Genomic DNA, 25597 nt, shown 5'->3' with positions numbered 1-25597 from the left:
AAAATTATGCGTGTATAATTCACCCAGGATTACGGCTGGTTGTGGGGTATCGGGGTCGACTGGGCGACTCCAGCCGATATCGGTGATGGGAGATCCGGCAGATACCGAGAGTCGTCTCTCCCGGGATGATGATGAAGAGTGCCTCCTCGGTACCGGAGCATTCTGCCGGATGCGGCCGATTTTCTCCAAACTGCCTATATTTAATAGGTCGCAGAACGAAACTATACCAACCAGCCGCTTCGCCTGAAGCGGCATCATGCAGCGTACCGTGCACCACGATAAGAACCCACCTGCTGGTGAATCCGTGTCAACAGACCTTACCAGAGCACTCAAAGCCATGGGCTATGCGGATGCCGAGATTCCGGCCCTGATGGAGTCATTTCCTCCCGCCGTCGCCGGGTACCTGCGGGATTTCCGGCTGCAGGAGGTTCGCGACATCATCGAGACGCTCCTCTACATCTACATCGCCCAGAACAGCGCGTCGTCCCGGGGAGAAGGGGCAGGCGTGGTCGAACAGAGTTGCTATGCCTACACGTCAGGACCGCTCTTTGCGCTCAGGCAGGTCGGCCTCATCGAGTCCGCCTCCTGGAACGGCACGACGGTGCTGACGGCGAACGCTACCGGCGAAGCGATAGCCCGGCCGCTGATGGAGGCACGGCTCCGGGCGTTGGATATCGAGGGCCTCGCCCGCGAGATCCATGAGGTCGTCCCGGCCCTTCTCGCAGGGACGGTGAAGGGGTCGTTCGTCAACAAGACCTTTCCGTCCGCGCTCCCTCGCACCGAAGAGATGTTCATCAGTTTCCTCCTCAACAACTGTCCGGGCCTCTTTCTCGAGTGTGAACGGTTCGCCTCTTGCCTCAGGGCCTCCGGGTGCGCGGTTCTTGCCTACGCCTACGACCTCGACGGCGCAAGGGCCGACGGCGTCGTCTACACCTTCCCGCCGGAGTTCGCGTACATCCTCAAAGGGATGCTCGAGCGGACCGATCCGGCGGTCAGGGAGCATTACGACATGCTCCTCGAGTCGTTCTACTCGACGTTCACCGTTCTCCGTTACCTTGCCTGCGGCGAGGACTACGACCGTATCCGCGCATTGCCGGCCCACCGCCGCGAACTCGCGAGGGTGCTCCTGGAACTCGGCGACGCGATCTACATCCTTGAAGGGGTGCACGAAGAGGACGGGGTCGACCTCGCCCGGTTCATCGTCAGGGACCGGAACCTCTACGATGCACGCCTGCGCGATCTCGGGCGGGTGCTGATGGTCGAGGTTGCCGAGAAGATCGTCATCGACCGTTCCGCCCCGGCAGAGGATCTCTCTCCCGTCACGGAGGAGATCCCGGTCTGTAAACCCCCGGCCGAAGAGGAGGAGATCCCGGCTCCCGTTCCTCCTGCCGAAGAGGAGTGGGAGGAACTCGACTTCCCCGACGAGGAGGGGGAAGACGACGAAGAAGACGAGGAGGAGATGGAGGAGCCGATCGCGCCGCCGCCCGCACCCCGGCGTGCCGCCCCGTCCTCCCCGGGCCCCGCCGCTGAAAAACGCCGCTCTCCCGTCCCGGCCGTGGCTCCCCGGTCCGGGGGGCTCGACATCTTCCTCGGGCATGCGCAGGACGGGCAGCGGGTCAACTGGTCTCCGGGGCAGCTCAACAACGGCCACATGATCATCCTCGGCGGTTCGGGTGCCGGCAAGACCGAGACGATCCGGTGCATCGCCTCTGAACTCGCGGCGCAGGCGATGCCGGTCGTCCTGATCGACTTCCACGGGGACATGGCCGCGACCGGTGGGGATATCCGGTCGTATAAGATCCGCGAGGGCGGGGAGTACTACTTCAACCCGCTGGAACTCGACCCCGATATCGACGAGATCACCCCGCTCCGGGCGACCTCGGACTTCGTCGACGCCATCTCGATCAACTTCCCCACGCTCGGCATCCAGCAGAGGAGGAAGATCAAGAACATCATCAAGGACTGCTACCGGATGTCCGGGATCACGGGGAAGACCGAGACCTGGACGCGGGTGCTCGACTTCGACGACATCGAGGGCGAGATCATGAACTGCGAGGACGAGGCGATCCCGGCCTATCTCGAGGACATCTTTGACTACAAGCTCTTCTCGGGGGAGGAGAAGATCTCTATCCCGACGATCCTCTCCGGCGGGATCACCCATATCAACTTAAACGCCCTCCCGGAGAACCTGCGCTACCTCTTTGCGGACCTCTTCCTCCGGCGGATCTACTACACCCTCCAGGCGACGGGCGAGATACCGCGGGGAACGGGGGATGAGCGGGCGAAGTTCCGGCTCTTTGTCATCGTCGACGAGGCAAAACTCCTGGTGAGCCAGAAGAGCGGTTCGAAGACCTCGATCAAGGCGGTCTTGAACAAGTACGCGACCGAGATGCGGAAGTTCGGGGTCTCGCTGATCCTCGCGTCGCAGCTGATCGCGCACTTCAACGAGGAGATCCTGGCAAACATCGCCGTGAAGTTCTGCATGCGCTCCGAGAACAAGAAGCAGGCCCAGGAGAACGCCAAGTTCTTCGAGGTGAGCGAGAAGGATCTCCTCAACTTCCAGCCGGGGGAGGGAATCCTGATCATCGGCTCGGAGAAGATGAACGTCCGGATCGTGCCGTCGTCCGGGCGGAACCATTAGTGGAGCGGTGCACGCTGATCCCGATGCAGGGAGATTGCCATCTCTCGCGGAGTGCGAGCCGCGAAGGACGGTAGAGGGTTACCGGAAACTCTCTTCGCGGCTTCGCGTTCTTCGCGTGAGGCCGCATCAGTGCTCGACCCGACTGTCTCACGCGGAAGCACGCGTGAGAACGCGAAGACTTGTTTGGCTACGAGTTGTTTCCCTTCGTGTGAGGGGTCGCTGGTTTGACACCCGGCGGTTCTCCAGATAGGAAAATCCTTATCCCGGGCCGCGCCGGAGTTCTGGTATGGTCGACCCTGATACGCTTGAGAAGTATCGCGAGAGAAGGGACTTTTCCCGGACGCCGGAGCCGCGAGGGGAACAGGACGCAGCAGGCCCCCACCCACGTTTCATCATCCAGAAGCACAGGGCGACCACGCTCCACTACGACTTCCGTCTGGAGGTCGACGGGGTGCTGAAGTCCTGGGCGGTTCCGAAAGGGCCGTCGATGAACCCGAAGGAGAAGCGCCTCGCCGTGCCGACGGAAGACCACCCGCTCGACTACGCCGGTTTCGAGGGCGTCATCCCGGAAGGGAGTTACGGGGCCGGGACGGTTCTCGTCTGGGACCGGGGAACCTACCGGAACCTCACGGAGATGAAGGGGGAGAGGGTCGGGGTCGCCGAGGCCCTCCGGCGGGGCCACGTATCGTTCCGGCTCGAGGGGGAGAAACTCCGGGGCGGGTACGCCCTCACCCGTTTCAGGACCGGGAAGGGCGAAGCCTGGCTGCTTGTGAAGATGGACGACGCCGAGGCCGACCCCGGTAAAGACCCGGTCGCGACGGAGCCCCGATCGGTCGTCTCCGGGCGAACGCTCGAGGAGATCGGCGCAGGGGGGGATGCGTGACGGTTGAGCCGCCGCAAAGGAGGAGCGATATCCCGGCGGAGATGGGCGAGTTCATCTGCCCGTTCTGCGCGAGGCTTTACTCCACCGAAAAAGCCCTTCACGCCCACGTCGAGCGCACACACCGGAGCCCCCCGGGTGTCAGGTGAAGATGCCTGCGGCAGGTCATGCCAAAAGACCCTGCCGGGGTGCATGAAGGAGGGGGGGTGGGTGCGCGCTGCCCGGCAAAGATGCCCTGATCTCGGAGTCCGGGAGAGGGGTTTCGTAGTCATCGTCCGGCAGGTCTTCGGTCGGGATGCGGGCCGGTGCAGGGTCGGATACCCTTTATCTCCAACATGTTGACGTTTCACCCCCGAAATGATACCGGGAAACCGTACCGAAAAAAGACCTGTCTTTTAAGGCCCCTTCTGCCTGGAAACCCCTGGAGTAAAGTCCGCGGAAAAAATTTGATGTATGGAATTGTTCGCATTTAGTGTGATTTCTTAGTATTTTTTAATTACTAAATGGCGAATAGCCTGCGCAAAGTCGTAGATTTAAAAATCGGGCAAAAATATGCCACAGAATTTTGGATACCTCGGGATTGCTCACGCCTAACTGAAAAATAACGGCTATCCTTCATCAGCGTCATGGATAAGTTTAAAATCAGAACTATCAAAAACTACAGTGATCAATCGATCAGAGTTTGTCTCGAAGGTGAGATCATGGTTAGCAAGATAATGACAAACAACGTTGTAGCAAGCAACGTTATGGCAGAAACGTTAAGCGACGCAGAGATCGTTGCGCAGTTCAAACAGCGTGGGTGTTGGGGACTGTACACGAGCGTTGACCTGAAGGGGTGCGACCCGGCATCGATACGGGACGCGGAAAAGATTCACCGGTTCATCATCGAACTGTGCGACCTCATCGAGATGAAGAGATTCGGCGAACCACAGATCATCCACTTCGGCCCGTGTGAGAGGGTCGCAGGGTTCTCCATGACCCAGCTCATCGAGACATCGCTCGTCTCCGGCCACTTCGCAAACGAGACCGACGCCGCCTACCTCGACATCTTCAGCTGCAAGGAGTACGAACCCTCGAAGGCAGCGGAGTTCTGCAAGAGCTTTTTTGGAGCGGAATCGGCAACCTACCAGGTACTGTTCAGGGACTGAATAGAACACACCCGGAAATATCACTTCAGCGGTAATCCATGACGGCAGAGAGCACCTGCCATCTCTCGTCGATCTAAAGAGAACCCGCGACGGGGAGCGCCTTCCCCTATTTTTTTTAGAGATGATTGCCTCTACCTCCGGGTCTACCTGGCTGTCCAGATGAGTCTATTTTGTATAGCGGCCTCAACCTCCTCCCTTCGGCCAGGTACCAGTCCAGGATCGCCAGTTTTCTCCAGCGATACCCCGTGGGGCATCGCCTATCGCCACGCACTACCCCCACCCGGGGGCGGGGGAGGAGCGCGAAGCGCGGGTGGGATGGGGGCAACAGATCTTAAATTTGGAACTTGAGCACCAGAGATGCGAACTGGGGACAGGGGGGATGCTCCCCCTTCCCCGCGAGCCGCCGCCCCCAGTGGCGATACCCCCACGGAATCCGTGCAACAGGTTTAGGTGCGTGGTGTGCAATCCCCACGACCCACTGCATGGCGATATGCCCGATCTGTGACGACCCGGGCACCTTGACCAATATTGGACGACTGATTTCTCGCGTAAACCTGATAAAACTCAGTCCACGGAGAGATCCGATTGAGGGAAGGCCGAACCGGCCGAAAAAAAGTGTTTCAGGGAGACTCGTAGGGGTTCCGGAGACCCTTGGGGGTTCCATCCGCCTTAAGACCGATCGTCTTACGAGCATCCACGTTCTTCTGGTTCTTCGTGATCTTCTCGGTTGCGAGTTTCGTCACGAGGTCGAGACCGGGCTTGACCTGGTCGATCGGCTTCGTCTCGAAGCAGCCTGCAGCGATAGCGCCGTCCCAGACGGCGTTGCCCTTGGTGCTCCGCGCGAAGACCGTGCTCCAGCCGTCGGGGCTGCCCACGGAACCGCTGGAGATATCAGCGAGGTTTGCCACGTAGTCCAGGCAGACGTTGCAGCCGGGCTGCACGTACTTGTGGATCAGCTTGAGCGGCATCTGGCTGACTGCACCGCGTTCGGTGTAGACCGTGAACTTGCCCTTGCCGATGTCCATCTTCACGACGGACTCCATCTTCTGGTTGCAGTGGTCCTCGACCATCGCCTCGAGCGCCTGGTAGGAGAGGTTCTCCATGCAGAAGATACCGAGCGCGAGGGCGATCTTGTCGTCGACGTCGCGCATGCCGATCGGGTAGAGCTGAGCCTTCCGGATTGCCTGGATCTGGCACGGGGTGCCGACGATACCGACGCGGTCGAGGCCGTAGCTCCGGGTCGCCTCCTTGATCAGGGAGACGTTCGGGCTGATGGTATAGCGCGTTCCGGCGGCGGCCAGAAGTTCGGCCTTCGTCGTCACGACCATGGGCTCCGGCTTCCAGGGCTCGTTGCCCGGGCCTGCGACGATGGCACCGTCGATGATGCCCTCTTCGAGTGCATACGCGAAGAGTGTCGTGATGATACCGCCGTCCTGAGCCTTCTTCAGGATGTCCTTGTCGGTCGAGCGTGCCGATATCGCGGACTTGTAGTTACCGAGTACGTCCATCTTTCTCACCTCACTGCATGGCACCCTTGATGGCATCCATGATGCCCTCGTAGTTGTTCATGACGTCGAAGTTGAACCAGCTCCTGGGGCACTGCGCGTAGCAGGCGCCGCACTTGATACAGAGGTCGCGGTTCACGTTCGGCTTGCCGTACTCCATGGTGACGGCACGGACCGGGCAGGTGCCGGCGCAGGTCCCGCATCCCATGCAGAGGCCCTGATTGATGACATCATACATCAGGTCGCAGCCGCAGGCCTCGTTGCCGCGCTGTGCGAGCTGCATCAGCGGAGTCAGGTAGGCGGTTGCGAGTTTCTTCTGTTCGTCGTTACCCCGGAGCAGCAGGTAGGCCATGACGGCGACGTTCCTGACTTCCTGGGGACACGGGGGACAGGACGGGATGTAGAGATCGACATCGACGACCTCGCTGATCGGTACGAATGCCTCCTGGCCGGGCTGGTTCCACTGACCGCCACGGCAGAACCGGGTGATGTTGCCGTAGGCCGCGCAGCCGCCGTAGGCGACGAGCACCTTCGACTTCGCCCTTGCCTCTTTCAGTTCCTCTACTGAGATCTTGTCATCAAGACAGCACGATCCCTCGACCAGGCACACGTCCATCTCGGGGACATGGCGCACGTCGACCAGGGTCAACGCGTAGACGAGATCTGCGTAATCATCGAGCAGCTTGAAGAGACCCTCGTAAGTATCCGCAAGCGTCACGAGGCATCCCGTACATCCGCTCAGGTGTAATTCACCTATCGTAATCTTTTCTGCCACAGGCTTTTCCTCCTTTTGTACAACTTCCACCTTTTCTTTCGCAATCACATCAGAGGGCTTCACCGCCGGCTTCGCGTGCGGCTGGGTTGCCGCCGGCTTCGCCTCAGGCTTTTTCCCCGGGGTTGTCCCCGGAATCTCCGGTGGTTTCTCCCGGCGACGCCCAAAGATGCGTTCTTTGATGGTTGATAGTAGCCCCATATTCTACCCCAATCTCTTCCAGTACGACACGCACTGTTTTGGGAATGGCACCCTCAACCTCCTCAGTGAGCCCCAGTTCAAACTCATGGCTCGCGACACGCTTGGGTTGGCACCCGATGATCGTGATATCGACGACGTCCTTCAATCGCTGTAGCGGTTCTGAGAGATCCCACGAATGGGCATCCCGGTAGGTGCCCGGCGGCAGGTCTTCGGGCCGGAGTTTCGTCACATCACCGGGGTTCGCGCCGAAGTCGGCGATATCGATGATGATCAGTTTCTTTACCGGCACCTCTGCATCTTCCATCAATGTAAAGAGGAAGTGAGGGGCGCCAAGGCCGGCATCGATTACCTTGACGTTATCGGGCAGTTGTAGTCTCTGGAGTTCTTCGACGACTGCAGGGCCGAACCCATCGTCTCCGTAGAGGGGGTTGCCGCACCCTGCGATCACGATCTCACGAAATAACATGCGTGTACGCTCACTGAATGAGTTTCTGGGCCACCAGTCTCTTGTCTTCGTCAATCACCAGCATGTGCGTCGCACAGGAGACGCAGGGGTCGTATGCACGCATGATGACTTCCGCAAGCCGCCAGGGTGCACCGGTCAGTGCACGGCTGCAGGTCGGGAAGTTCCAGGTGGTCGGGACGAGCATCCCGAAGTACTGGACCCGGCCGTCCTTGACCTTTGCAAGGTGGACGTCGGTTCCACGCGGAGCCTCATTCGCGGCCCATCCAAGGGAGCCGTCGCCCTGCGGGATCTCGTCTGCGAGGACCGAGCCCGAGGTGTCGAGCGCGTCGAGTGCGTCGATGATGCCGTAGGCAGTCTCGGGGAACTCCATCTGGCGTGCGATCTGCAGGCCCATGGCGCCCCTTCCATCGTAGTTCCTGAACTGGACCATACGCGCGCGGGGTCCGACCTCGACGGGCTGGCCGTCATAGAGCGGGACGCCGGTGCAGGCCTCCATCTGGGGCCAGGCCTTGGTGCCTACAGGGGAGGTGCCGCCGATCGGGTAGTTCGGATCGGCCTCGCTGACCTCGACCTCGCCCATGTACCAGTCCCAGGGGCGAACTTCGGTGAACCGCTCGGGGAACCAGGTGGGGATATCATCGAGGCTCGAGCTGCCGTAGACCGGTGCTGTCGCCATGTAGCCCTGGTTGTGGTAGCCAAGATCGTCCGGGATCGGGACCTTGACGCCGCCGACCTCAGACCAGTCGCGGTTCTGGAAGTTCTTGAAGACCGCGACCATGAACTCCATGTGCTCCTGAGTGAGGACACGGGCTTCCTTCGCGAGATCGTAGATCTTCGCCTTTGCCCGCGGGGTGATGTTCTTGTACATACCGCCGACGCGGGGGTTGCTCGGGTGGATGGCCTCTCCGCCGACGATTTCACCGATGGTCTGTCCGATCTCACGGAGCCGCTGGATCCGGAGTGCAACGCTCCTGACCGGTTCTTCCTTCGTGAAGGGGTTGATCTTCACGTCGGTTCCGGGGATGTACATGTCCGGCAGGGACAGGATGTTGTGGATGGCGTGACTGTGCATCCTGTTGGCACACTGCAGGATGTATCGCAGCAGTTTTGCATCCTCGGGAATCTCGCACCCGATGGATGCTTCCATCGCCTCGACACCCGCCAGGGTGTGCGCGATAGGGCAGATACCGCAGACGCGCGATGCGATCTTTGGAACCTGCTCCATCGTCTTCCCGATGGCGAGTTTCTCGACACCCCTCACCGGGGTGATGCTAAGCCAGTCTCCACGCTCGACGATGCCTTCATCGTTGACCTTCAGAACGAGCTTTGAATGGCCTTCATGTCTCGTAGTTGGGGAAATCTCTACAACTTTCGACAAATATATCGCCTCATTCCGATATTTTGGTGTTCTGAACACTATACTGGTGTTACCACACAATTCTGTACTGAAAACGTACTCGAGTACGTCAACAAGGATTATGAAGAAAACAGAGTTTATATCTTTCGCTTTAGGACATTCGATAGTGTTACGGTGGCGAGAATTGGTAATACGCAGTAGCAGAATAGTTCTATGCAGTATAAAAATGTGAAATTTTATTGAATCTAGAGAGTGCCCTCGTCCATCTCTGAGACGAGTTCCGCTATCGTTGCTTTTCGTTCTGCGTATGCATTGTGCTGGTGGATGCTCTCCTCGTTCGTCTGCTTGATAGTGACTACGGAGTCTCCGGGCAGATCGTGGAACTGCGCGATCACCTTGCGGGCCATCTCGCGTACGCAGTCTTCTACGAACCGGGGATTCTTATGAGCTTCCATCACCACGTAACTCTCGTCGCCCCGCTTGAGGAGCTCGTAGATACGTGCACTCATGGAATCCTTCAGGATCTTGATGATCTTCTCGAGACTGATGTGCTGGTCGTCGTCGATCTCGATGCAGAGGAAACCCCGCCCACGCTGGTTGTGCGTGGCCATCGGCACCTCTTCGAGGAACGCCTCGATCTTGTCTTCCTCCACCCCGAGGTTTTCGAGGACATGCAGGGCATGATCCTTCATGATGTTCTGGGCGCAGGGGCAGGCGGTCATCCCGGTCACTTCGGCGCCGATGCTCTTTCGGATGATCGGGTTTCCGTCGTTCCTCTGGGCTACTGCGCGTGCGTGGACGTTCACGACCTCGTGGCAACTCGTCTCGCTGACCGGGGTCTCCCGCCGGACCATGAACTGGCTCCGCATCCTGACCTCGGTTCGTTCCGCGTATTCGTGCCGGTCGAGGAGTTTCCTCGCTACTGCGCTGCAGAGCTCCTCGATCTCATTCACGTCGCCGTCGATGGCCTGCTGCAGTACGTCGTCAATCACCTCGAAGTTCCGGGAGAGATTCGCCCCTTTGAGGCTTCCGGGGAGATCGACGAAGACGTCGAATTTGGAGATGAAGACAACCGGCCGCTTACCTGACCGTGCGACTTCAACGAGTTTCTGGACGTTCTTCACGCCCACCCTGGTCAGGTTGATACGGACCTCCGGCAGGCTGGACTGGACATCTGGCAGTTCCATTACAAATCCTCAATAGCGTGTTGAGAGTAAGGTTTCTCGTCATCAACCTTAAAGTGACCCTCTGTGCACCAGAGAGATTCTCTGATATAATATTTATCAAGTCTGCTGTCCAACGGGGTGTGAGTATCTATGGTGCAGAAATTCTATGAGTCCGATGCGGACCCTCGCACCCTGGAGGGCAAGACCATCGCCGTCATCGGCTATGGCTCCCAGGGACGCGGACAGGCGCTGAACCTGCGTGATTCCGGGTGCCGGGTCGTCATCGGCCTGCGGCCCGGCGGCAGCTGGCAGAGAGCATCCGAAGACGGTTTTGAGGTCTACTCCGTGGCCGAAGCGGTCAAGCGCGCCGACGTCATCCAGATCCTCCTCCCGGACGAGAACCAGGGAGCAATCTACCGCGCCGAGATCAGCCCCAATATCCGGGAGAACGCCTGCCTGATGTTCTCCCACGGCTTCAATATCCACTACGGCCAGATCGTCCCTCCGCCCACCATCGATGTGGTGATGGTTGCCCCGAAGGGCCCCGGCCACATGGTCCGCCGGACCTACGAAGAAGGCAAGGGTGTCCCTGCCCTCATTGCCGTCCACCAGGACGCCACGGGGGCGGCACGGGCCATCGCGCTCGCCTACGCCCGCGGGATCGGGGCGACCCGCGCGGTCGTCTTCGAGACGACGTTTGCAGAGGAGACCGAGACCGACCTCTTCGGGGAGCAGGCGGTTCTCTGCGGTGGGATCACCTCTCTCATCAAGGCCGGGTTCGAGACCCTGGTGGATGCCGGGTACGCGCCGGAGATGGCCTACCTCGAGGTCCTGCACGAGACGAAGCTCATCGTCGACCTGATCTACGAGGGCGGGTTCACGAAGATGCGCGACTCGATCAGCAACACCGCTCAGTATGGCGACCTGACCCGCGGCCCCCGCGTCATCGGGCCGGAGACCTACGCGGCGATGCAGGAGATCCTTGAGGAGATCCAGAGCGGCGAGTTCGCGAAGGAGTGGATGCTTGAGAACATGGTGAACCGCCCGGTCTTTACCGCGCTGACGAGGGCGGACGAGGAGCACCTGATCGAAGAGGTGGGTGCGGAGATCCGTTCGTTCATGCCGCAGTTCAAGAAGTAACCCCCTTCTTTTTTTCCCGCCGATATCCGTATATGGTCGCCACCGCCACCCTCCGGTATGTCCGTTTGCATCATATGCCACTCCGAGACCGGCAACACCCGGGCAGTCGCCGAGCGTCTCTCCTCCCTGGTCGGCGGCGATCTTGTTGAGGTGAAGGATCTCGCCGGCTACTCGAAGGTCGGCATGTACCTCAAAGGCATCCCCCGGGCAGTTCAGGGGAAGAACGCCGATCTCGTTCGTCGGGCGGAGGGCGGGATGGTCGTTTTAGAGCGATGACCTGATGTTTCATCCCGGCGAGGGGGTCGCCTACTCGCATGAACGTGGTGCAGGCCCTCTTGAGGTACTCACTTTTTGACGTGGTACGACCAATACCTGAGTATGAGCCCGTCATACGAAGACCTTCTGAAGAAGGCGTATACCAATATCACGGAGCCGACGGAGTTCGAGGACCGGTTCACGGTTCCGCCCGCCCGTGTCTTTATCGAGGGGAAGACCACGGTTCTTGAGAACTTTGCCGAGATCGCGAGTACCCTCCGGCGCGACCAGGAACACCTGATGAAGCACCTCCTCGGCGAGCTCGGCACCGCCGGCAAGGTTGAGGGGACGCGGGCGGTCTTCTCCGGGAAGTTCGAGCAGGAGCAGATCGCCACGATCATCAAGAGCTATGTCGACGACTACGTCATCTGTTCGGAGTGCGGGAAGCCCGACACCCGCCTGGTCAAGACCGAGCGTGTCCTGACGCTCCGGTGCGACGCCTGCGGCGGCCATCGGCCGGTGCGGAAGCGGAAGGCGCTCGTTGACCCCTCCGCAGCGTCGAAACCGACCGAGGGCGCAATCATGGACGTCACCCCGCAGTTCCTCTCGAAGCGCGGCGACGGCGTGGTAAAACTGGATCGCTACACGATGTATGTTGCGAATGCAAAACCGGGCCAGACGGTGAAGATCAAGATCACCCGGATCGCCGGAACGATCATCTTCACCGAGCGCGTGGACTGATCGCGTCTTTTCTGATCTCCACCCACATCCCCTCCTCTTCTTCCCGGAGACGGGCGTGGGCGAGACCGTTGCAGGCTCCCGATGGAGCGGAGCCGGAGTCGATCCTCTCGAAAGGAGTTCGAGCCCCGGCCGACGACAGGATATCGTCCCTGACCGGGATCATCCGTCCACGCAAAGCGCCTGCTCTGCGATGACGGAAAGACTTCCCGGGCAACCCGGGCGAAGCCTTCGATGCTCTTATTCAGGGTAATTAAGCAGTATCGAGGGTCTCCATCTGCTGGAGGAGTTCACCGGCGTAGCCGGAGAGCCGCTTTGCCGCATCGGTGATTGCAAGAAGAGGTGGGCGACCGCCGACCGTGGTGACGAGCAGTTCGGGGTCCGTGAACCGGAATGCCTGCTTGCGCTGCGCCACATCCACCTGCGGGTCGCGGAGGAGTTCGGCGGCGAGCGCGTCGATATAGGTGTTGCCTTCGCCTTCAAAGAGGATCCGGGCCCTTTCATCGGTCAGATCCAGGAGTTTGAGTTTCATGGCCATACGCACCTATATTCTGGTTTCGGGAGGGGTATATAAGTATTGTATGGTGCGGTTCCGCTCCATCCTCGCGCCCGCATGAGTCCCCCCTCAATCCTCACGGTTTATCACCCGCCGCTCCCATATCTAAAGGAGAGGCTACTATCCATGGAGATCGCGTTCACCAAACTGCACGGAAACGGCAACGACTTCGTCCTGATCGACGAACTCAAAGGAGAGATCATCCCCGAGGATATGAAGGGAGGGTTTGCGGCGCTCTTCTGCGACCGCAGGTTCGGCATCGGCGCCGACGGCATCCTCTTCCTCCAGGCGTCGGATAGCGCCGACGTCCGGATGCGACTCTTTCAGCCCGATGAGAGTGAGGCCGCGATGTGCGGGAACGGCATCCGGTGCCTCGCGAAGTACGCCTACGACGCCGGATACGTCAAAGAGTCCTGCTCGGTTGAGACCGGGGCCGGGATCGTCCGGGTCTCGGCAGGCTATACGGACGACGAGTTCACCGCGGCGATCACGATGCCGACGCCCGCGTTCGAGCGGAGCTCTCTCCCGGCCACCGGGAACGGTGAATACAGAGAGGAGATCCGGGGTTTCACCGTCTACGCCGCAAACACCGGGGTTCCCCACGCGGTCGTCTTCGTAAAAGAGATCGGCACCGTCGAGATTGGCATTGTCGGCCCGGCGATCCGGAACCACCCCACCTTCCCGGAAGGCGCGAACGTCAACTTCGTCGAAGAGGCCGGCAACGACACGATCCGAATCCGGACGTTCGAGCGCGGCGTCGAGGGCGAGACCGAGAGCTGCGGGACCGGCGCGACGGCGTCGGCCGCGGTCGCCCGGCATCTCGGCAAGGTCGGCGAGATGGTCAGGGTCGAGACGAGAGGCGGCCCGCTCGTGATACGCTTCGGCGAGACCGTCACGATGGAAGGCCCCGCCGAGACGGTCTTTTCCGGCGTTATACCGTTCTGATCCCGTCTTCGGTCAGCACAAAATCGAAGGTGAGCCCTTCCGGCCGGGACCGGTGCTTCCGGAGGATCGCCCGCCGGACGCCATCCTTCTTTTCAAGCCGTATGATGGCCTTCGAGAGGTGTTCGAGCCCCGTCCCCCCGAGTCCCTCCGCACGGTCACGCTCGATGTCCATGTAGATCTGGTTCGTGATCAGGACGGGGATATCGTACTTCTTTGCGAGGCCGAGGAGTTTTATCATGTGGTGCGAGAGTTTCCGTATCGCCTCCCGCCCGAGATCGAGTTCCGTCCGGTAGAGGGCGGTGGCCGAGTCCATCACCAGCAGCCCCACGGGAGCGTGGCCGTTCTTCCTGAGCAACCCTTCGGAATCGGCGATCATCGTCCCCTGCTGGGCGAAGTCGAGCGGCTCGAAGAGGTAGAGCCGGTCGGCAAGCGTCCCGGCGCTCTCCCCGGCCACCTGGCTGAATCGCTCGACCGAGAACCCTTCGGTGTCGATGTAGACGACCGAGTTCCCCGCCCGGAGGGAGGCCACCGCCGCCATCAGGCAGAGGGTGCTCTTCCCGCTCGCGGGCTCGCCGTAGATCTGGGTTATCGCTCGCCGCTCGAGCCCGCCGCCGAGCATCTCGTCGAGCGCCGGGGTTCCCGTGCTGACCCGGTCAGTCTTCATGGGAGCAGACCCCGCCCGGCGAAGAGGCTGCGTGCGGCCGCCTCAACCGTCCCGGCGACCTCCCGGAACGGGAGTCCGGTCTCCCGTGCGCACGCCGCCGCCTGTTCGTACTCCGCCTTGAACGAGACGATCTTCCCTCCCGACCAGCCGCACTTGACGTCGATCGTCCGCTCCTTGCCCTGGATGGTCACTGTGACCGGCTCGATCGTCCGCTTCGCGACGGAACGGTGAACCATCGGGATGCACCGTATCCCGAGCGTCCCGAGTTCGGCGGCCATCACCCCGATGAGGTGGTCAGTTGCGTCGGGGCGGCAGATAACCCTGACGAGGTGGCCGCTCCTCCCCTTCTTCATCACGACGGGGGTGGCGCTCGCATCCCGTGCCCCCTCCTCCATCAGGCGTGCGATCGTGTAGGCGAGGGTCTCCCCGGTGACGTCGTCGATGTTCGTCTCCAGGATGTCGATCCGGTCGCCGCCGGACACCTCCTCCGTCACAAGGAGCATCGAACGGAGGACGTTCGGCCTCCCCGGGGGGTTCCTGCTCCCCGCCCCGTAGCCGACGGCCCTGATCCAGGCGGGGCCGAGGTCGTCGGGCCGGACGGTTGAGAACTCGGCGAGGAGGGCGGCCCCCGTTGGGGTGCAGAGTTCCCGCTCCTCGTCTCCGGAGACGGTCGCAAGTTCCGAGTCTGCGAGGATCGCGACGGTCGCGGGGGCGGGGACGGGGAAGGTTCCGTGCGCACCGACCATACACCCACTCCCGAGGGCAACCGGGCGGACGCCGACCGCATCGACGCCGAGGGAGTGAAGGGCTGTGCAGGCCCCCACCACGTCGGCGATGGCGTCGTCCGCACCTACCTCGTGGAAGTGCGCTCCTGTCCCGTGGATACTCTCCTCGGCCTGGTGTATCCGGAGAAAGACCCGCCGTGCCGTCTCCCGGGCAGGTGCGGGAGCGTCGCTTTCGGCCACCCGGTCGAGCACCTCCTCGAGGGTGCGGTGGTGCACCGGGGCATGCGCTCTCACCCGGACGGCCCTGATGCCGGAGCGGTCAACCCGTTCTATCGTCGGTTCCCCGACGACGGAGCGCATGGCTGCCCGGACGAGCCCTTCATCGGCCCCCAGATCGAGGAGGGTTCCGATGATCATGTCGCCTGCGGCTCCGTTGAACGGGTCGAAGAGAAGTATGTTCATGCGTCTCCAGTACTTATAAATCCCCGAAATATAAGAACTAGAGGTAATGCCCGAGATATACTTGAAGGTAGATAGCGCTTATCCGGAGGATCAGGGGGCAGGCAAGGCACGGCTTGACCCTGACACCATGCTGCAGCTTCGGCTCAACCCCGGAGACCTTGTGGCTATCGAAGGGAAGCGTCGCACCGTAGCCAAGGTCTGGCGCGCCATGGTGAACGACTGGCACCAGGGCAAAGTTCGGATCGACAATTTTACCCGGCTCAATACCGGTGCGAGCATCGGCGACCGGGTCAAGATACGAACGCTCGACGAGGAGGCCGAGGCGAAACGGGTCGTGCTTGCGCCGCCCGAAGACCTTCCGAAACAGCTCCCCATCAACTACGGCAGCGTCGTCAACAAGCTGATCGACTTTCCGGTCGTGAAGAACGACTCTGTCCCCATCCAGGCCGGACTCCCGTTCATGCAGCCCCAGCTCGTCGCGTTCAAGGCCGTGGTGGTCGAGCCGGAGAACGCCGTGATCATCACCAAGAACACGAAGATCGAGTTCTCGGAGAAGCCGGCCGCCGGGTTTGAGGGCGTCAAAAGGATCAGCTACGAGGATGTCGGCGGCCTGAAGGGCGAACTGCAGCGTGTCCGCGAGACGATCGAGCTCCCCATGCGCCACCCGGAGATCTTTAGAAAACTCGGTATCGAGCCGCCGAAGGGTGTCCTCCTCTACGGGCCACCGGGGACGGGGAAGACTCTGATAGCAAAGGCGGTCGCGAGCGAGAGCGGGGCACACTTCATATCCATCGCGGGGCCGGAGGTGATCTCGAAATACTACGGTGAATCCGAGCAGCGGCTCCGTGAGGTCTTTGAGGATGCACGGCAGCACGCTCCCGCGATCATATTCATCGACGAACTCGACTCGATCGCACCCCGGCGCGAAGAGGTGACCGGGGAGGTCGAGCGGCGGGTGGTCGCCCAGCTCCTGACGATGATGGACGGACTGGAGGAACGGGGTCAGGTCGTGGTGATCGGGGCCACGAACCGGCTCGACGCCATCGACCCTGCGCTCCGCCGCCCCGGACGGTTCGACCGGGAGATCGAGATCGGGGTTCCGTCTGAGGACGACCGGATCCAGGTGCTCCAGATCCACACCCGGGGGATGCCGCTTGCGGATGATGTGGCGATCTCCTCCATCGCCCAGCAGACCCACGGATTTGTCGGAGCGGACCTTGCCGCCCTCGCCCGTGAGGCGGCGATCAAGGCGCTGCGCCGCTACCTCCCCGAGATCGACCTCGAGGCCGACGAGATCCCGCCGGAAACCCTGGAGAAGATGGAGGTGCAGGCCAGGGACTTCCGCGACGCTCTCCGCGACGTGGGGCCGAGCGCCATGCGGGAGATCCTCCTCGAAGTGCCCCACACCGCCTGGGGAGATGTCGGAGGACTTGAAGAGGCGAAGCAGGACATCCGCGAGGCGGTGGAGTATCCGCTCACCCGACGGGAGCAGTTCGAGAACCTCGGTATCGAGCCGCCGAAGGGTGTCCTCCTCTACGGCCCGCCGGGGACGGGGAAGACCCTGATCGCAAAGGCGATCGCAAGCGAGAGCGGCGCGAACTTCGTCCCGGTCAAGGGCCCCCAGCTCCTCTCGAAGTGGGTCGGGGAGAGCGAGCGGGCGGTCCGCGAGATCTTCAAGAAAGCCCGGCAGGTGGCCCCGTCGATCATCTTCTTCGATGAACTCGACGCGCTCGCCACTGCCCGGGGCGGCGGATCCGAGTCGCACGTGATCGAGAGCGTCTTAAACCAGATCCTGACCGAGATCGACGGCCTGGAGGAACTCCGGGGCGTGGTCGTGATGGGCGCGACGAACCGGCCGGACATGGTCGACCCGGCGCTTCTCCGCCCCGGCCGGTTCGACCGTCTCGTCTACATCGGCGAGCCTGGACGGGAGGACCGGGAGAGGATCCTCGCGATCCACACCCGTTACATGCCGCTCGAGGGCTCGACGATGGAAGACCTCGTGGCGATGACAGAGGGGTTCTCCGAGAACGATCTTGAAGACCTGGTTCTCGCCGTGGGTGCGAACCGTCAGGTGAGCGTCGAGGACGTGAAGGAGCACCGCGCCGCGATTGCGCCGAATGAGGATGAGGGGCTCGCGAGCCACGTCCGGCGGAAGAAACTCGTCGAACTCTTCGCGCAGCAGAAGGTGACCCTCGACGACCCGGCGAGAGACCGGCTCCTCAAGAAGATCGCGACTGACACCGAGGGGTTCGTCGGCTCCGACCTTGAGGCGCTCGGCCGTGAGGCGGGGATGCTCGCGATGCGGGAGGGTGCCGTCGCCGTGAAGCCGTCGCACTTCGAGAACGCCCGGGAGAAGGTGCACGCGACGATGAACGAGCGGCTGCGGCAGTACTACGGGAAGGTGCAGCAGCACTTCAAGGGCGGCCTGCCGAAAGATATCCAGCCCCCGGAATATCAGTGAGCGGTTATCCCGGGAGACCCCCCGGAGAACTCTTTTTTACAACCGTCCGTCCCCGTCCGGGAAAATCCTCGTCTCTTCGGCCTGGGGTAATCTCACGCAAAAGCTCACGCGAAGGCGCGAAAGGGCGTTCCTCCCGGATAAACCGAACTTCGCGCCCTTCGCGGCTCGCACCTGCGGTGCTTAAGCTCCTGTCCTGCGGACAGTCGCACTTCGCGTGAGGATCTCTCCTAATCCCTCACCGCCGGCCGTACCAGACCGCAACAACCGCAAGCGCCCCGAGCACGACCACCCACCCGGCCGCCGCCTGTGTCGGCACCGCCGAAGGCTTCGCGGTCGTGCTCTCCGCCTGCGCCCGGATCCAGTCGACTGCATACGAGAGCTGGACGTCCTCCCCGGCCATCGCCCGGGCCAGGGTATCCCGGTCGAGCGGCACCCGCACCGTCGGGGCGACTCCGCCGACCATCGATGCGTTGCTGTCGACCTGGATCCTGCCGTTCTCGTCGAGCGAGGCGCCCGTCGGGAAGGCTGTCATGACCCCGAGGGGGAGGACCGGCCCGAGAGACTCCATCCCGAACGCCCCGTTCGTCCCGTACCACGAGACGATCGCGCCTGTCCCGGACTCCGCAAAGACCTTCGGGAGCCCCTCGCCCGAACTGATGGTGTAGGGGCTGACGAGGAGGGCGACCGGGCCCTCGTAGCGGTCGGGCCGGGGCTGTGTCCAGGACTCCCAGAGGACCGCGGGTTTTCCTGTCCCGGGGTCGTAGGTGGTGCCGTACTCGTAGAAGACCGGCCGGTCCACGAACCACCCGCCGTAGGCGGCGGCCAGGTTGTCGTCCCCGCCCCGGTTGAACCGGAGATCGACGACGATGCCGGGCGCCCCGTCTGCGATCGCGTCCTTCACCGCCGCCTTGAAGGGCTGGTAGACGTCATAGGACTCTTCGTAGACCGCGATGTAGGCGATCCCTTCCGGGAGGGTCCGGGTAGTCACGGTCTCGTTCGTGAGCATCGCCCTGAGTTCCGCCGACGACCCGGCCGCCCCGTCGTTCACCTCGCGGCCGAGGAAGATGCTCGTCCGGGCGAGGGTCTCGTAGCCGTCGTCCGTTGCGGTCAGGTTGATTGTGCGGGGGATGGAATCCTCCGGACCGGCGATCCCGATATCGGCCGGGGTGCCGACCGGCGCCCGGGCCAGGAACCGTAGTTTGTGGAGGAAGATGCCTTCGGCCGTCGAGGGCTTGACCGGCGTCCAGATGATCTCTGTCGCGTCGATCGCATCCTCGATCGGCCGGCCGTTCCAGGAGATCACCTCGTCACCGAAACGGATCCCCGCCCGCTCCGCATCGCTTCCGTTCGCGACGTAGGTCACGATCACCTCTCCCGAATCAAGCCGTGCGACGGCGAGCCCGTAGCCCCCGCCGATATCGGCATGCTTCGCCCCGAAGTCGTCGGGAGAAAGGACCAGGACGTGCCCGTCGGGGATGGCGTAGACGAACTCGCGGAGCGTCCGGTAGTAGGCGGCGCTGTCCCGGTTCTCCTCGGCTTGTGCGATCTTCGGCGCATAGGTCGCATACAGCGCGTCCCAGTCGACGCCGCGCCACTCCGTGAAGGCGTAGCGCTCTTTCATATAGGCGCACGTCTCGCGGAAGGCATCGTTCCAGGTCATATTGCTGAGATCGGGGGCCTCCGTCAGGTTCGCCATGATGGGTGCGTAGGATGTCATCAGTTCCTCGTTGTAGGCTGTCTCGTTGTCTCGCTCGAACGGGACGGAGGCGTCCGCCCATATCATCCCACACGCGTCGGTATAGAGGCCGGCGGATGCCGGCGGCATTGCGGAGAAGAGCAGGAGTAGCACGATCAATCCGGCTCTCACTCCGCGTGAAATCCTTGAAGGCACGATGCTCTCCCTTAAGTCACTCTTTCGTGCGGCGGGATTTGGCTTTTGTGATTCCTTCCGGGACTCCGTGGTCGGCGGCCGGGGATTGCCGGAGGGGAGCACGAAGGCCGGGGCTATGGATCCCCCGGTGTCGGCGGATATACGATCAGCCCTTCCTTCGCGCCCCGGACGAATCCCGCCTTCTCGTAGAGCCGAAAGACGTTCGGCTCGCTCCGGCCGGTGAGAAGCATCACCTTGTAGCAGTTCTCTTCCCACGCGCACTCGAGCGCATGGGTGAGGAGGGCCGTGCCGAACCCCCGGTTCCGGTGCTCACGGTCGGTCACGACGTTCTCGATGAGCCCGTAGGACCGTGCGCCCCGCGTGAGGTTAGGGAGGATATGGAGGACACAGGTAGAGACGGGCACACCCCTATACTCGAGGATGAAGAGGCGGGTCCTGGGGTCGGCGAGGATATCTTCCCAGGCTTGCTCCAGTGCACATTCGTCGGCTATCTCGTCGACGTCGTGCATATGAGCATAGAGGGAGAGAACTGCGGCGAGGTCCTCCCGGGCGGCCTCGCGCACGACCGCCGTCTCGCTCTGCATGTACCCCAATCTACCTCTTCGGTAATCACTCTTCGGTTCTGCCGGCAAGCCGCCTCCCCTTCTCCGTCAGGGTATACCGGGTAGTCCCCCCGCCGGAGCAGGAGCACCCCGCACAACAGCGGCAGGAGGAGGTCTCGATGCGAGACCTCTCAGCGCACCCGCCGCTCCGCTCGACAAAACCGAGCCGCTCCATCATGAAGAGCCGCCCGGCGAGGGCGTCCTGCGAGAGGTTCAGTTCGGCTGCAAGCGCCGGGAGCGTGAATCCCCCAACGGAGAGCCTCCGTGCAATCGTCCGGATCATGCCGCCGAGAGCCCCCGGAGAAACTTCCTGCCCCACGCGAGGTACCCGGCGGCCCCGAAGACCGCCAGGTACAGGAGGGGGCTTACCAGGCCTGCAACCGACCACCCGGCCCCCCCTCCGAGGAGGTAGGCGTCGAGCCCCGCCGCAGAGAGGGCGAGGAGTTCCACGAGCCCGAACCCGACCGAGAGGAGGACCCCGACGGAGACGAAGATCGCATCCTCTCCGGCGTCCCGGGCGAGGTTCCGGGCACCTGCCGCAAAGACCGCCCCGACCACCAGCATGACGAACCCGGCCAGGGGGTCGCCGGTGAGGGGGAGGGCATCGAGGCCGGGTATGGGGCCGACGACGGCCACAAGAATGTGGAGAGCGCCGGCGACGAGGTAGAGCGCACCGAGCGCCGCTCCATAGACCAACTTTGCTGTATCACTCATATCAGATACCCCCCAGGAAGAGCCCGGCAGAGTGCCCGACGACGAACGCGAGCAGCCATGCGACGACGAGACCGTAGGCGACCGAGAATCCCGCCCATTTCCATGAGCCCGTCTCCTGCCGGATGACGCCGATCGCCGCGACGCATGGGGTGTAGAGCAGCACGAAGACCATCAGGGCAAGGGCTGCCGCCGCGGAGAGTCCCGGGTCGGCGAGGAGTGCCGAAGAGAGCGTCTCTTCCCCGGTACCGTAGAGCACCCCGAGCGACCCGACGACGATCTCCTTCGCGATGAACCCGAAGATCAGTGCGACCGCGACCTTCCAGTCGAACCCGAGCGGCGCCACCAGCGGTTCCAGCAGGTGCCCGATCATCCCGGCGAAGCTCTCCGCGCTCCCGTACTCGACACCGAGCGGGAACGAGGCGAGAGCCCAGACGACCAGGACGCCGATCAGGATGATCGACCCCGCTTTCCGGATATACATCGATCCCCGGCTCCACATGTGGCGGAGACTCGTTATCGCGGTCGGGATCCGGTAGGGCGGCATCTCCATGACGAACGGCGAGACCTCGCCGGGGAGGATGGTGCTCCTGAAGAGTTTTGCCGAGGCGATCGCAACGGCTATCCCGAGCACGTAGAGGAAGAATACCACGCTCCCCGCCTGCTCCGGGAAGAAGGTCCCGGCAAGGAGGATATACACGGGCAGCCTCGCGCTGCATGACATGAACGGATTGACCAGAATCGTGAGCAACCGATCTTTCTCTCCCTCGATCGACCGCGTGGCCATGATCGCGGGGACGTTGCACCCGAACCCGACGAGCATCGGGATAAAGGCTTTTCCCGGCAACCCGAGAGCATATAGGGGCCGATCCATGATGAACGCGGCACGCGCCAGATATCCTGAGTCTTCGAGGAACGCGAGGATCAGGAAGAGTATGAAGATGTTCGGGAGGAAGACGACGACGGCACCGACGCCGCCGATGATGCCGTCTCCGAGGAACGAGGCAAGCCATGCGGGTTCGATTGAACCGGCCACGAACTCGGCGAGCCACCCGACGGCCGCCTCGATCATGGTCATGAAGGGGGCGGCGACCGTGAAGGTCAGCTGAAACGTCCCCCACATCAGGGCAAGGAAGATCGGGATGCCGAGGTAGCGGTCGGTGACGACGCGGTCGAGCATATCCGAGGGGCTCATGTTCCTGACATTGGCCTTGCGGACCTGCGGCAGGATGGCGGAGATCGCCTCGTAGCGCTTATCCGCCATCATGGCCTCGTATTCATCGGAGTCGATCGAGGAGAGGATGCTCTCTACGCGAGCAAGGGCCGGGCCGCCCCGGACCTTATCGAGGACGTTCTCATCCCCTTCGAGGAGTTTGACCGCGAGCCAGCGGAGGGGATAGCGCCTTGCAAGATCGATATCGGTGCTGAGAGCATCGGCGAGCATCGCGATGGTTGCCTCCACATCGTCGCCGTAGCCGATGGTATGCTCGTGGTGAGGTGAGGTCGCCGCCTCCTTGATCGCGGCTTCGAGGAGGGTGTCAAGTCCCTCGCCCCGGGTTCCGACCGTGCGCACGACCGGGATCTCGAGGAACTCCGAGAGCCTCGCCAGGTCGATCGTGTCGCCCTGCGCTTCGGCCATATCGGCCATATTCAGGGCGATGACCATCGGGACCCCGAGTTCGGCGACCTGCGTCGTCAGGTAGAGGTTCCGCTCCAGGTTCGTCGCATCCACGACCTGGACGACGACGTCCGGCCGCTCCTCGAGGATATAGTCCCGCGCGACGACCTCGTCTGCGGAGTAGGCGGTCAGGCTGTAGGTTCCCGGCAGGTCGACGACCTCGATCTCGTAGCCGTTGTGGCTGACCCGCCCGGTCTTCTTCTCGACCGTCACGCCGGGCCAGTTCCCGACGTGCTGCCTTGAGCCGGTGAGGGCGTTAAAAAGCGTCGTCTTGCCGACGTTGGGGTTGCCGGTGAGCGCTATGCGGATCTCTCTCACGGGATACCCTCCCTCACCAGGATCTTCATCGCCATACCCCGGGAGAGGGCATACCGGGCGTCCCCGACCGAGACGATGATCGAGCCCCGGTCAGCGCACTGGACCTTCACCCGGGCGTCGGGGCAGAAACCCATCCCGAAGAGACGGGTCTGCATCCCTTTGCCGGCGCGGAGTTCGGCGACCGTCCCCCCGGTGCCGGGGGCGAGGAGAGCGAGCGGGCAGGTGCCGGCCACTATCTCCCCTCCTCTGTGACCTCGATGAGAGATGCTTCGGCACGCCGGAGCGAAAGGCAGTAGCCCTTCACCCGGTATTCTGTGGGGTCGCCGAGGGGGGCGGCCCTGACGACCTCCACCTCCGCCCCCGGCACCATGCCCATGGCGAGCATGCGCTTTCTGAGCGCCCCGGCAGCGCGGACTCCGACGACGCGGCACCGGCAGCCGTGGCCGATGCGATCGAGCGTGGTCGGTGTCGTATGTTCTTCTGAATCAGGTGATTCCATGCCGTCTTTCTCTCTTGTTCGGTCGATATGATCCGGCTCCGAAAAAATTCCGGATTTCATCGTCGAAGACGAAGATTCTTCGGATCGTGCGTGCGATCCGAAGTTTTGATAGGGGTGCCCGGCGGGGTTTCACGCTCACACCCGGTATCCCGGGGCAACCTATTTACCGCTCTATGGACAAGTGTATACATCGAAGTGCAACCCTGCAACGCGGAGCCCACCCATGCCGAACTGTACCACTTTCCTCGATGCCAACGCCTGTAACCCCGATAAGATCGCTCTCGTCGTCCCTTCCCGCCGCGAGGTCTATACCCGCGCCGAACTCAGGGACCGGGTCGCCCGGGCTGCAGGCGGTCTCCTCGGACTCGGCATCGGACGCGGGGAGCAGGTCTGCATCTACCTCGACAGTTCGCCGGAATACCTCATCACCTACCTCGCCCTCTGGCGGATCGGGGCCGTCGCCGTCCCGACAAACCGGGTCTACACGGAGAGCGAGGTCCTCTACGCCGTCCGTGACGCACAGGCCGTCGCCGTCGTCACCGACGTCGAGGGTGCGGCCCTCATCGACCGCATCCGCGACAGGGCGCCGGCGCTCCGGCACGTCGTCGCCGTCGGCGAGGGGGCCGCCGGGGCCATACCGTGGGCCGATCTCCTCCGGGGAGACCCGTGCCGCCGTGCCGCCCACTGCCGGTTCGACGACCTCTGCCAGATCCAGTACACGAGCGGTACCACCGGAAAGCCGAAGGGCGCCATGCTCACCCACGGGAACTGGATCGCGGCGATGGACGCCGAGCGCGACGTCCTCCGAATAACCGACGCCGACGTCTACCTCGGGATCTACCCCATGGGGCACGTCGGGGTGAGCTGGGGGATCGCCACCCTCCGGGCCGGGGGAACCTACGTCGTCATGGAGCGGTTCGATCTCGACCGCTACCTCGACCTTGCCCGTGAATACCGGGCGACGATCGTCGCCGGGATGCCTCCGGTGATCCACTCCCTCATCCAGACCCCGCCGGGGACCGAGACGGCGCTTGCCACCGCCCGGGCGATGATCAGCGGCGGCGGCCCCCTGACGCCCGGCGTCTGGAAACCCTTCCACGAGCGGTTCGGCATCCCCATCGTCAACGCCTACGGCCTCTCCGAGACGGTCGTCGTCGGGACCGGGACCGCCATCCGGCCCGAGCACTACGCGACCGCCGACGAGTTCAGCAGCGTCGGCACCCCGGTCGGGTTCTCGGAGGTGAAGATCGTCGATGCGAACGATCCCGCACGGGAACTCCCGCCCGGCGACGACGGCGAGATCGCCCTCCGGGGGCCGGGGGTGGCGCTCGGCTACTGGCAGATGCCCGAAGAGACCGCCGCCGTCTTCCTCCCCGACGGCTGGTTCCTGACCGGCGACGTCGGCCACCTGGACGAGGACGGGATGCTGTATATCACCGACAGGAAGAAGGACATGATCGTGATGTCGGGCTGGAAGGTCTACCCGACCGAGGTCGAGGACGTCCTCGTCCAGCACCCGGGCGTTCGCGACGCGGCGGTCTTCGGGTGCATTGACGAACGCCGGGGCGAGGTCCCGGTGGCCGTGGTGGTTCCTGCCGGAGACGACGTCTCGCCCGACGAGATCGTCGCCTTCGCCCGCGAACGCCTCGCAGGCTACAAAGTCCCCCGTCGGGTCATCATCGCCGGCGAGATCCCCCGGGTGAACGGGTGGAAACTTCTCAGGAAGCGGCTCCGGGAAGAGTACTGCACCGCCGGAGCAGAACCGACCGGGTAGTTATTTAGGAGCGGGCGGCGAAGATCCTGCGAAAGATAC

The 25597-nt window shown here is 62.8% G+C and carries 26 protein-coding genes; 10 read left to right on the top strand and 16 right to left on the bottom strand.

The window, feature by feature from the left end; all coding sequences use genetic code 11:
• Window positions 1-304 precede the first annotated feature (304 nt).
• The 4 genes from FKB36_RS06090 to speD all read left to right on the top strand — a co-directional run bounded on the left by FKB36_RS06090 (window position 305) and on the right by speD (window position 4669).
• On the top strand, window positions 305-2641 hold the full coding sequence (locus tag FKB36_RS06090) for an ATP-binding protein (RefSeq protein ID WP_261597148.1): 2337 nt from the start codon (window positions 305-307) through the stop codon (window positions 2639-2641).
• 286 nt (window positions 2642-2927) lie between these two features.
• Window positions 2928-3524 carry a DNA polymerase ligase N-terminal domain-containing protein gene (locus FKB36_RS06085; RefSeq protein ID WP_261597147.1) on the top strand — a complete coding sequence of 199 codons (597 nt, stop codon included), beginning with the start codon at window positions 2928-2930 and terminating at the stop codon, window positions 3522-3524.
• A complete protein-coding gene (locus FKB36_RS06080) occupies window positions 3521-3670 on the top strand; it encodes a hypothetical protein (protein ID WP_261597146.1) in 150 nt (49 codons plus the stop codon). Before FKB36_RS06085 ends, FKB36_RS06080 begins: the two co-directional genes overlap by 4 nt.
• Window positions 3671-4222: 552 nt before the next feature.
• Window positions 4223-4669, top strand: a complete 447-nt coding sequence (gene speD, locus FKB36_RS06075; protein WP_261597145.1) for an S-adenosylmethionine decarboxylase — start codon at window positions 4223-4225, stop codon at window positions 4667-4669.
• Window positions 4670-5289: 620 nt separating this feature from the next.
• Here the strand turns inward: speD and frhB are convergent.
• The 5 genes from frhB to mptA form a co-directional block, all read right to left on the bottom strand.
• On the bottom strand, window positions 5290-6177 hold the full coding sequence (frhB, locus tag FKB36_RS06070; RefSeq protein WP_261597143.1) for a coenzyme F420 hydrogenase subunit beta: 888 nt from the start codon (window positions 6175-6177) through the stop codon (window positions 5290-5292).
• A gap of 10 nt (window positions 6178-6187) precedes the next feature.
• Window positions 6188-6949 (bottom strand): coenzyme F420 hydrogenase subunit gamma, encoded by a 762-nt coding sequence (gene frhG, locus FKB36_RS06065; protein ID WP_261597142.1) that lies wholly within the window; start codon window positions 6947-6949, stop codon window positions 6188-6190.
• Between the two features lie 103 nt (window positions 6950-7052).
• Window positions 7053-7613, bottom strand: coding sequence for a coenzyme F420-reducing hydrogenase, FrhD protein (gene frhD, locus FKB36_RS06060; RefSeq protein WP_261597141.1), 561 nt, complete (start codon window positions 7611-7613; stop codon window positions 7053-7055).
• Between the two features lie 10 nt (window positions 7614-7623).
• On the bottom strand, window positions 7624-8991 hold the full coding sequence (frhA, locus tag FKB36_RS06055) for a coenzyme F420 hydrogenase subunit alpha (RefSeq protein ID WP_261597139.1): 1368 nt from the start codon (window positions 8989-8991) through the stop codon (window positions 7624-7626).
• 224 nt (window positions 8992-9215) lie between these two features.
• The gene (gene mptA / locus FKB36_RS06050; protein ID WP_261597138.1) at window positions 9216-10157 is read right to left on the bottom strand and encodes a GTP cyclohydrolase MptA; all 942 of its coding nucleotides are present in this window, start codon (window positions 10155-10157) and stop codon (window positions 9216-9218) included.
• Between the two features lie 129 nt (window positions 10158-10286).
• On the opposite strand from mptA, the gene ilvC reads away from it, so the two are divergent.
• From ilvC to FKB36_RS06035, 3 genes are all read left to right on the top strand, one after another.
• The gene (ilvC, locus tag FKB36_RS06045; protein ID WP_315901822.1) at window positions 10287-11276 is read left to right on the top strand and encodes a ketol-acid reductoisomerase; all 990 of its coding nucleotides are present in this window, start codon (window positions 10287-10289) and stop codon (window positions 11274-11276) included.
• Window positions 11277-11333: 57 nt separating this feature from the next.
• The gene (locus FKB36_RS06040; protein WP_261597137.1) at window positions 11334-11552 is read left to right on the top strand and encodes a hypothetical protein; all 219 of its coding nucleotides are present in this window, start codon (window positions 11334-11336) and stop codon (window positions 11550-11552) included.
• 102 nt (window positions 11553-11654) lie between these two features.
• On the top strand, window positions 11655-12272 hold the full coding sequence (locus FKB36_RS06035) for a translation initiation factor IF-2 subunit beta (protein ID WP_261597236.1): 618 nt from the start codon (window positions 11655-11657) through the stop codon (window positions 12270-12272).
• Here the strand turns inward: FKB36_RS06035 and FKB36_RS06030 are convergent.
• Together FKB36_RS06030 and FKB36_RS06025 are read right to left on the bottom strand one after the other, a co-directional pair.
• A complete protein-coding gene (locus tag FKB36_RS06030) occupies window positions 12253-12447 on the bottom strand; it encodes a hypothetical protein (protein WP_261597136.1) in 195 nt (64 codons plus the stop codon). The genes FKB36_RS06035 and FKB36_RS06030 overlap by 20 nt on opposite strands.
• Before the next feature lie 75 nt (window positions 12448-12522).
• Complete coding sequence (locus FKB36_RS06025) at window positions 12523-12801, bottom strand: DNA-directed RNA polymerase subunit L (RefSeq protein WP_261597135.1); 279 nt, start codon at window positions 12799-12801, stop codon at window positions 12523-12525.
• Between the two features lie 150 nt (window positions 12802-12951).
• Between FKB36_RS06025 and dapF the strand changes: the two genes are divergently transcribed.
• On the top strand, window positions 12952-13770 hold the full coding sequence (gene dapF, locus FKB36_RS06020; RefSeq protein ID WP_261597134.1) for a diaminopimelate epimerase: 819 nt from the start codon (window positions 12952-12954) through the stop codon (window positions 13768-13770).
• Here dapF and radB read toward each other — a convergent pair.
• Window positions 13757-14434: a DNA repair and recombination protein RadB gene (radB, locus tag FKB36_RS06015; RefSeq protein WP_261597132.1), complete on the bottom strand. Its 678-nt coding sequence runs from the start codon at window positions 14432-14434 to the stop codon at window positions 13757-13759. The genes dapF and radB overlap by 14 nt on opposite strands.
• A complete protein-coding gene (gene larC, locus FKB36_RS06010; protein WP_261597131.1) occupies window positions 14431-15621 on the bottom strand; it encodes a nickel pincer cofactor biosynthesis protein LarC in 1191 nt (396 codons plus the stop codon). The genes radB and larC overlap by 4 nt, the downstream gene beginning before the upstream one ends.
• 46 nt (window positions 15622-15667) lie before the next feature.
• On the opposite strand from larC, the gene FKB36_RS06005 reads away from it, so the two are divergent.
• Complete coding sequence (locus FKB36_RS06005; RefSeq protein WP_261597130.1) at window positions 15668-18085, top strand: CDC48 family AAA ATPase; 2418 nt, start codon at window positions 15668-15670, stop codon at window positions 18083-18085.
• 235 nt (window positions 18086-18320) lie between these two features.
• On the opposite strand, the gene FKB36_RS06000 is transcribed toward FKB36_RS06005, so the two are convergent.
• The 7 genes from FKB36_RS06000 to FKB36_RS05970 all read right to left on the bottom strand — a co-directional run bounded on the left by FKB36_RS06000 (window position 18321) and on the right by FKB36_RS05970 (window position 23784).
• Window positions 18321-19934, bottom strand: coding sequence for a S41 family peptidase (locus tag FKB36_RS06000; RefSeq protein ID WP_261597235.1), 1614 nt, complete (start codon window positions 19932-19934; stop codon window positions 18321-18323).
• A 155-nt stretch (window positions 19935-20089) separates the two neighbouring features.
• Window positions 20090-20560 carry a GNAT family N-acetyltransferase gene (locus tag FKB36_RS05995; RefSeq protein WP_390895696.1) on the bottom strand — a complete coding sequence of 157 codons (471 nt, stop codon included), beginning with the start codon at window positions 20558-20560 and terminating at the stop codon, window positions 20090-20092.
• Between the two features lie 25 nt (window positions 20561-20585).
• Entirely contained in the window at window positions 20586-20861 is a 276-nt protein-coding gene (locus FKB36_RS05990) for a hypothetical protein (RefSeq protein ID WP_261597128.1), read from the bottom strand.
• The gene (locus FKB36_RS05985; protein WP_261597127.1) at window positions 20858-21292 is read right to left on the bottom strand and encodes a hypothetical protein; all 435 of its coding nucleotides are present in this window, start codon (window positions 21290-21292) and stop codon (window positions 20858-20860) included. The genes FKB36_RS05990 and FKB36_RS05985 overlap by 4 nt, the downstream gene beginning before the upstream one ends.
• Before the next feature lies 1 nt (window position 21293).
• Window positions 21294-23285 carry a ferrous iron transport protein B gene (gene feoB, locus FKB36_RS05980; protein WP_261597126.1) on the bottom strand — a complete coding sequence of 664 codons (1992 nt, stop codon included), beginning with the start codon at window positions 23283-23285 and terminating at the stop codon, window positions 21294-21296.
• Entirely contained in the window at window positions 23282-23518 is a 237-nt protein-coding gene (locus tag FKB36_RS05975) for a FeoA family protein (protein WP_261597125.1), read from the bottom strand. The genes feoB and FKB36_RS05975 overlap by 4 nt, the downstream gene beginning before the upstream one ends.
• Window positions 23518-23784: a FeoA family protein gene (locus FKB36_RS05970; protein WP_261597124.1), complete on the bottom strand. Its 267-nt coding sequence runs from the start codon at window positions 23782-23784 to the stop codon at window positions 23518-23520. The genes FKB36_RS05975 and FKB36_RS05970 overlap by 1 nt, the downstream gene beginning before the upstream one ends.
• 223 nt (window positions 23785-24007) lie before the next feature.
• Here FKB36_RS05970 and FKB36_RS05965 point away from each other — a divergent pair, with 223 nt between their 5' ends.
• Entirely contained in the window at window positions 24008-25558 is a 1551-nt protein-coding gene (locus FKB36_RS05965) for a class I adenylate-forming enzyme family protein (protein WP_261597123.1), read from the top strand.
• Window positions 25559-25597: the final 39 nt, after the last annotated feature.

Source organism: Methanoculleus formosensis (genome assembly GCF_025384765.1).
Taxonomy (GTDB): Archaea; Halobacteriota; Methanomicrobia; order Methanomicrobiales; family Methanoculleaceae; genus Methanoculleus; species Methanoculleus formosensis.
This window is presented reverse-complemented; position numbering and strand designations above follow the sequence as displayed.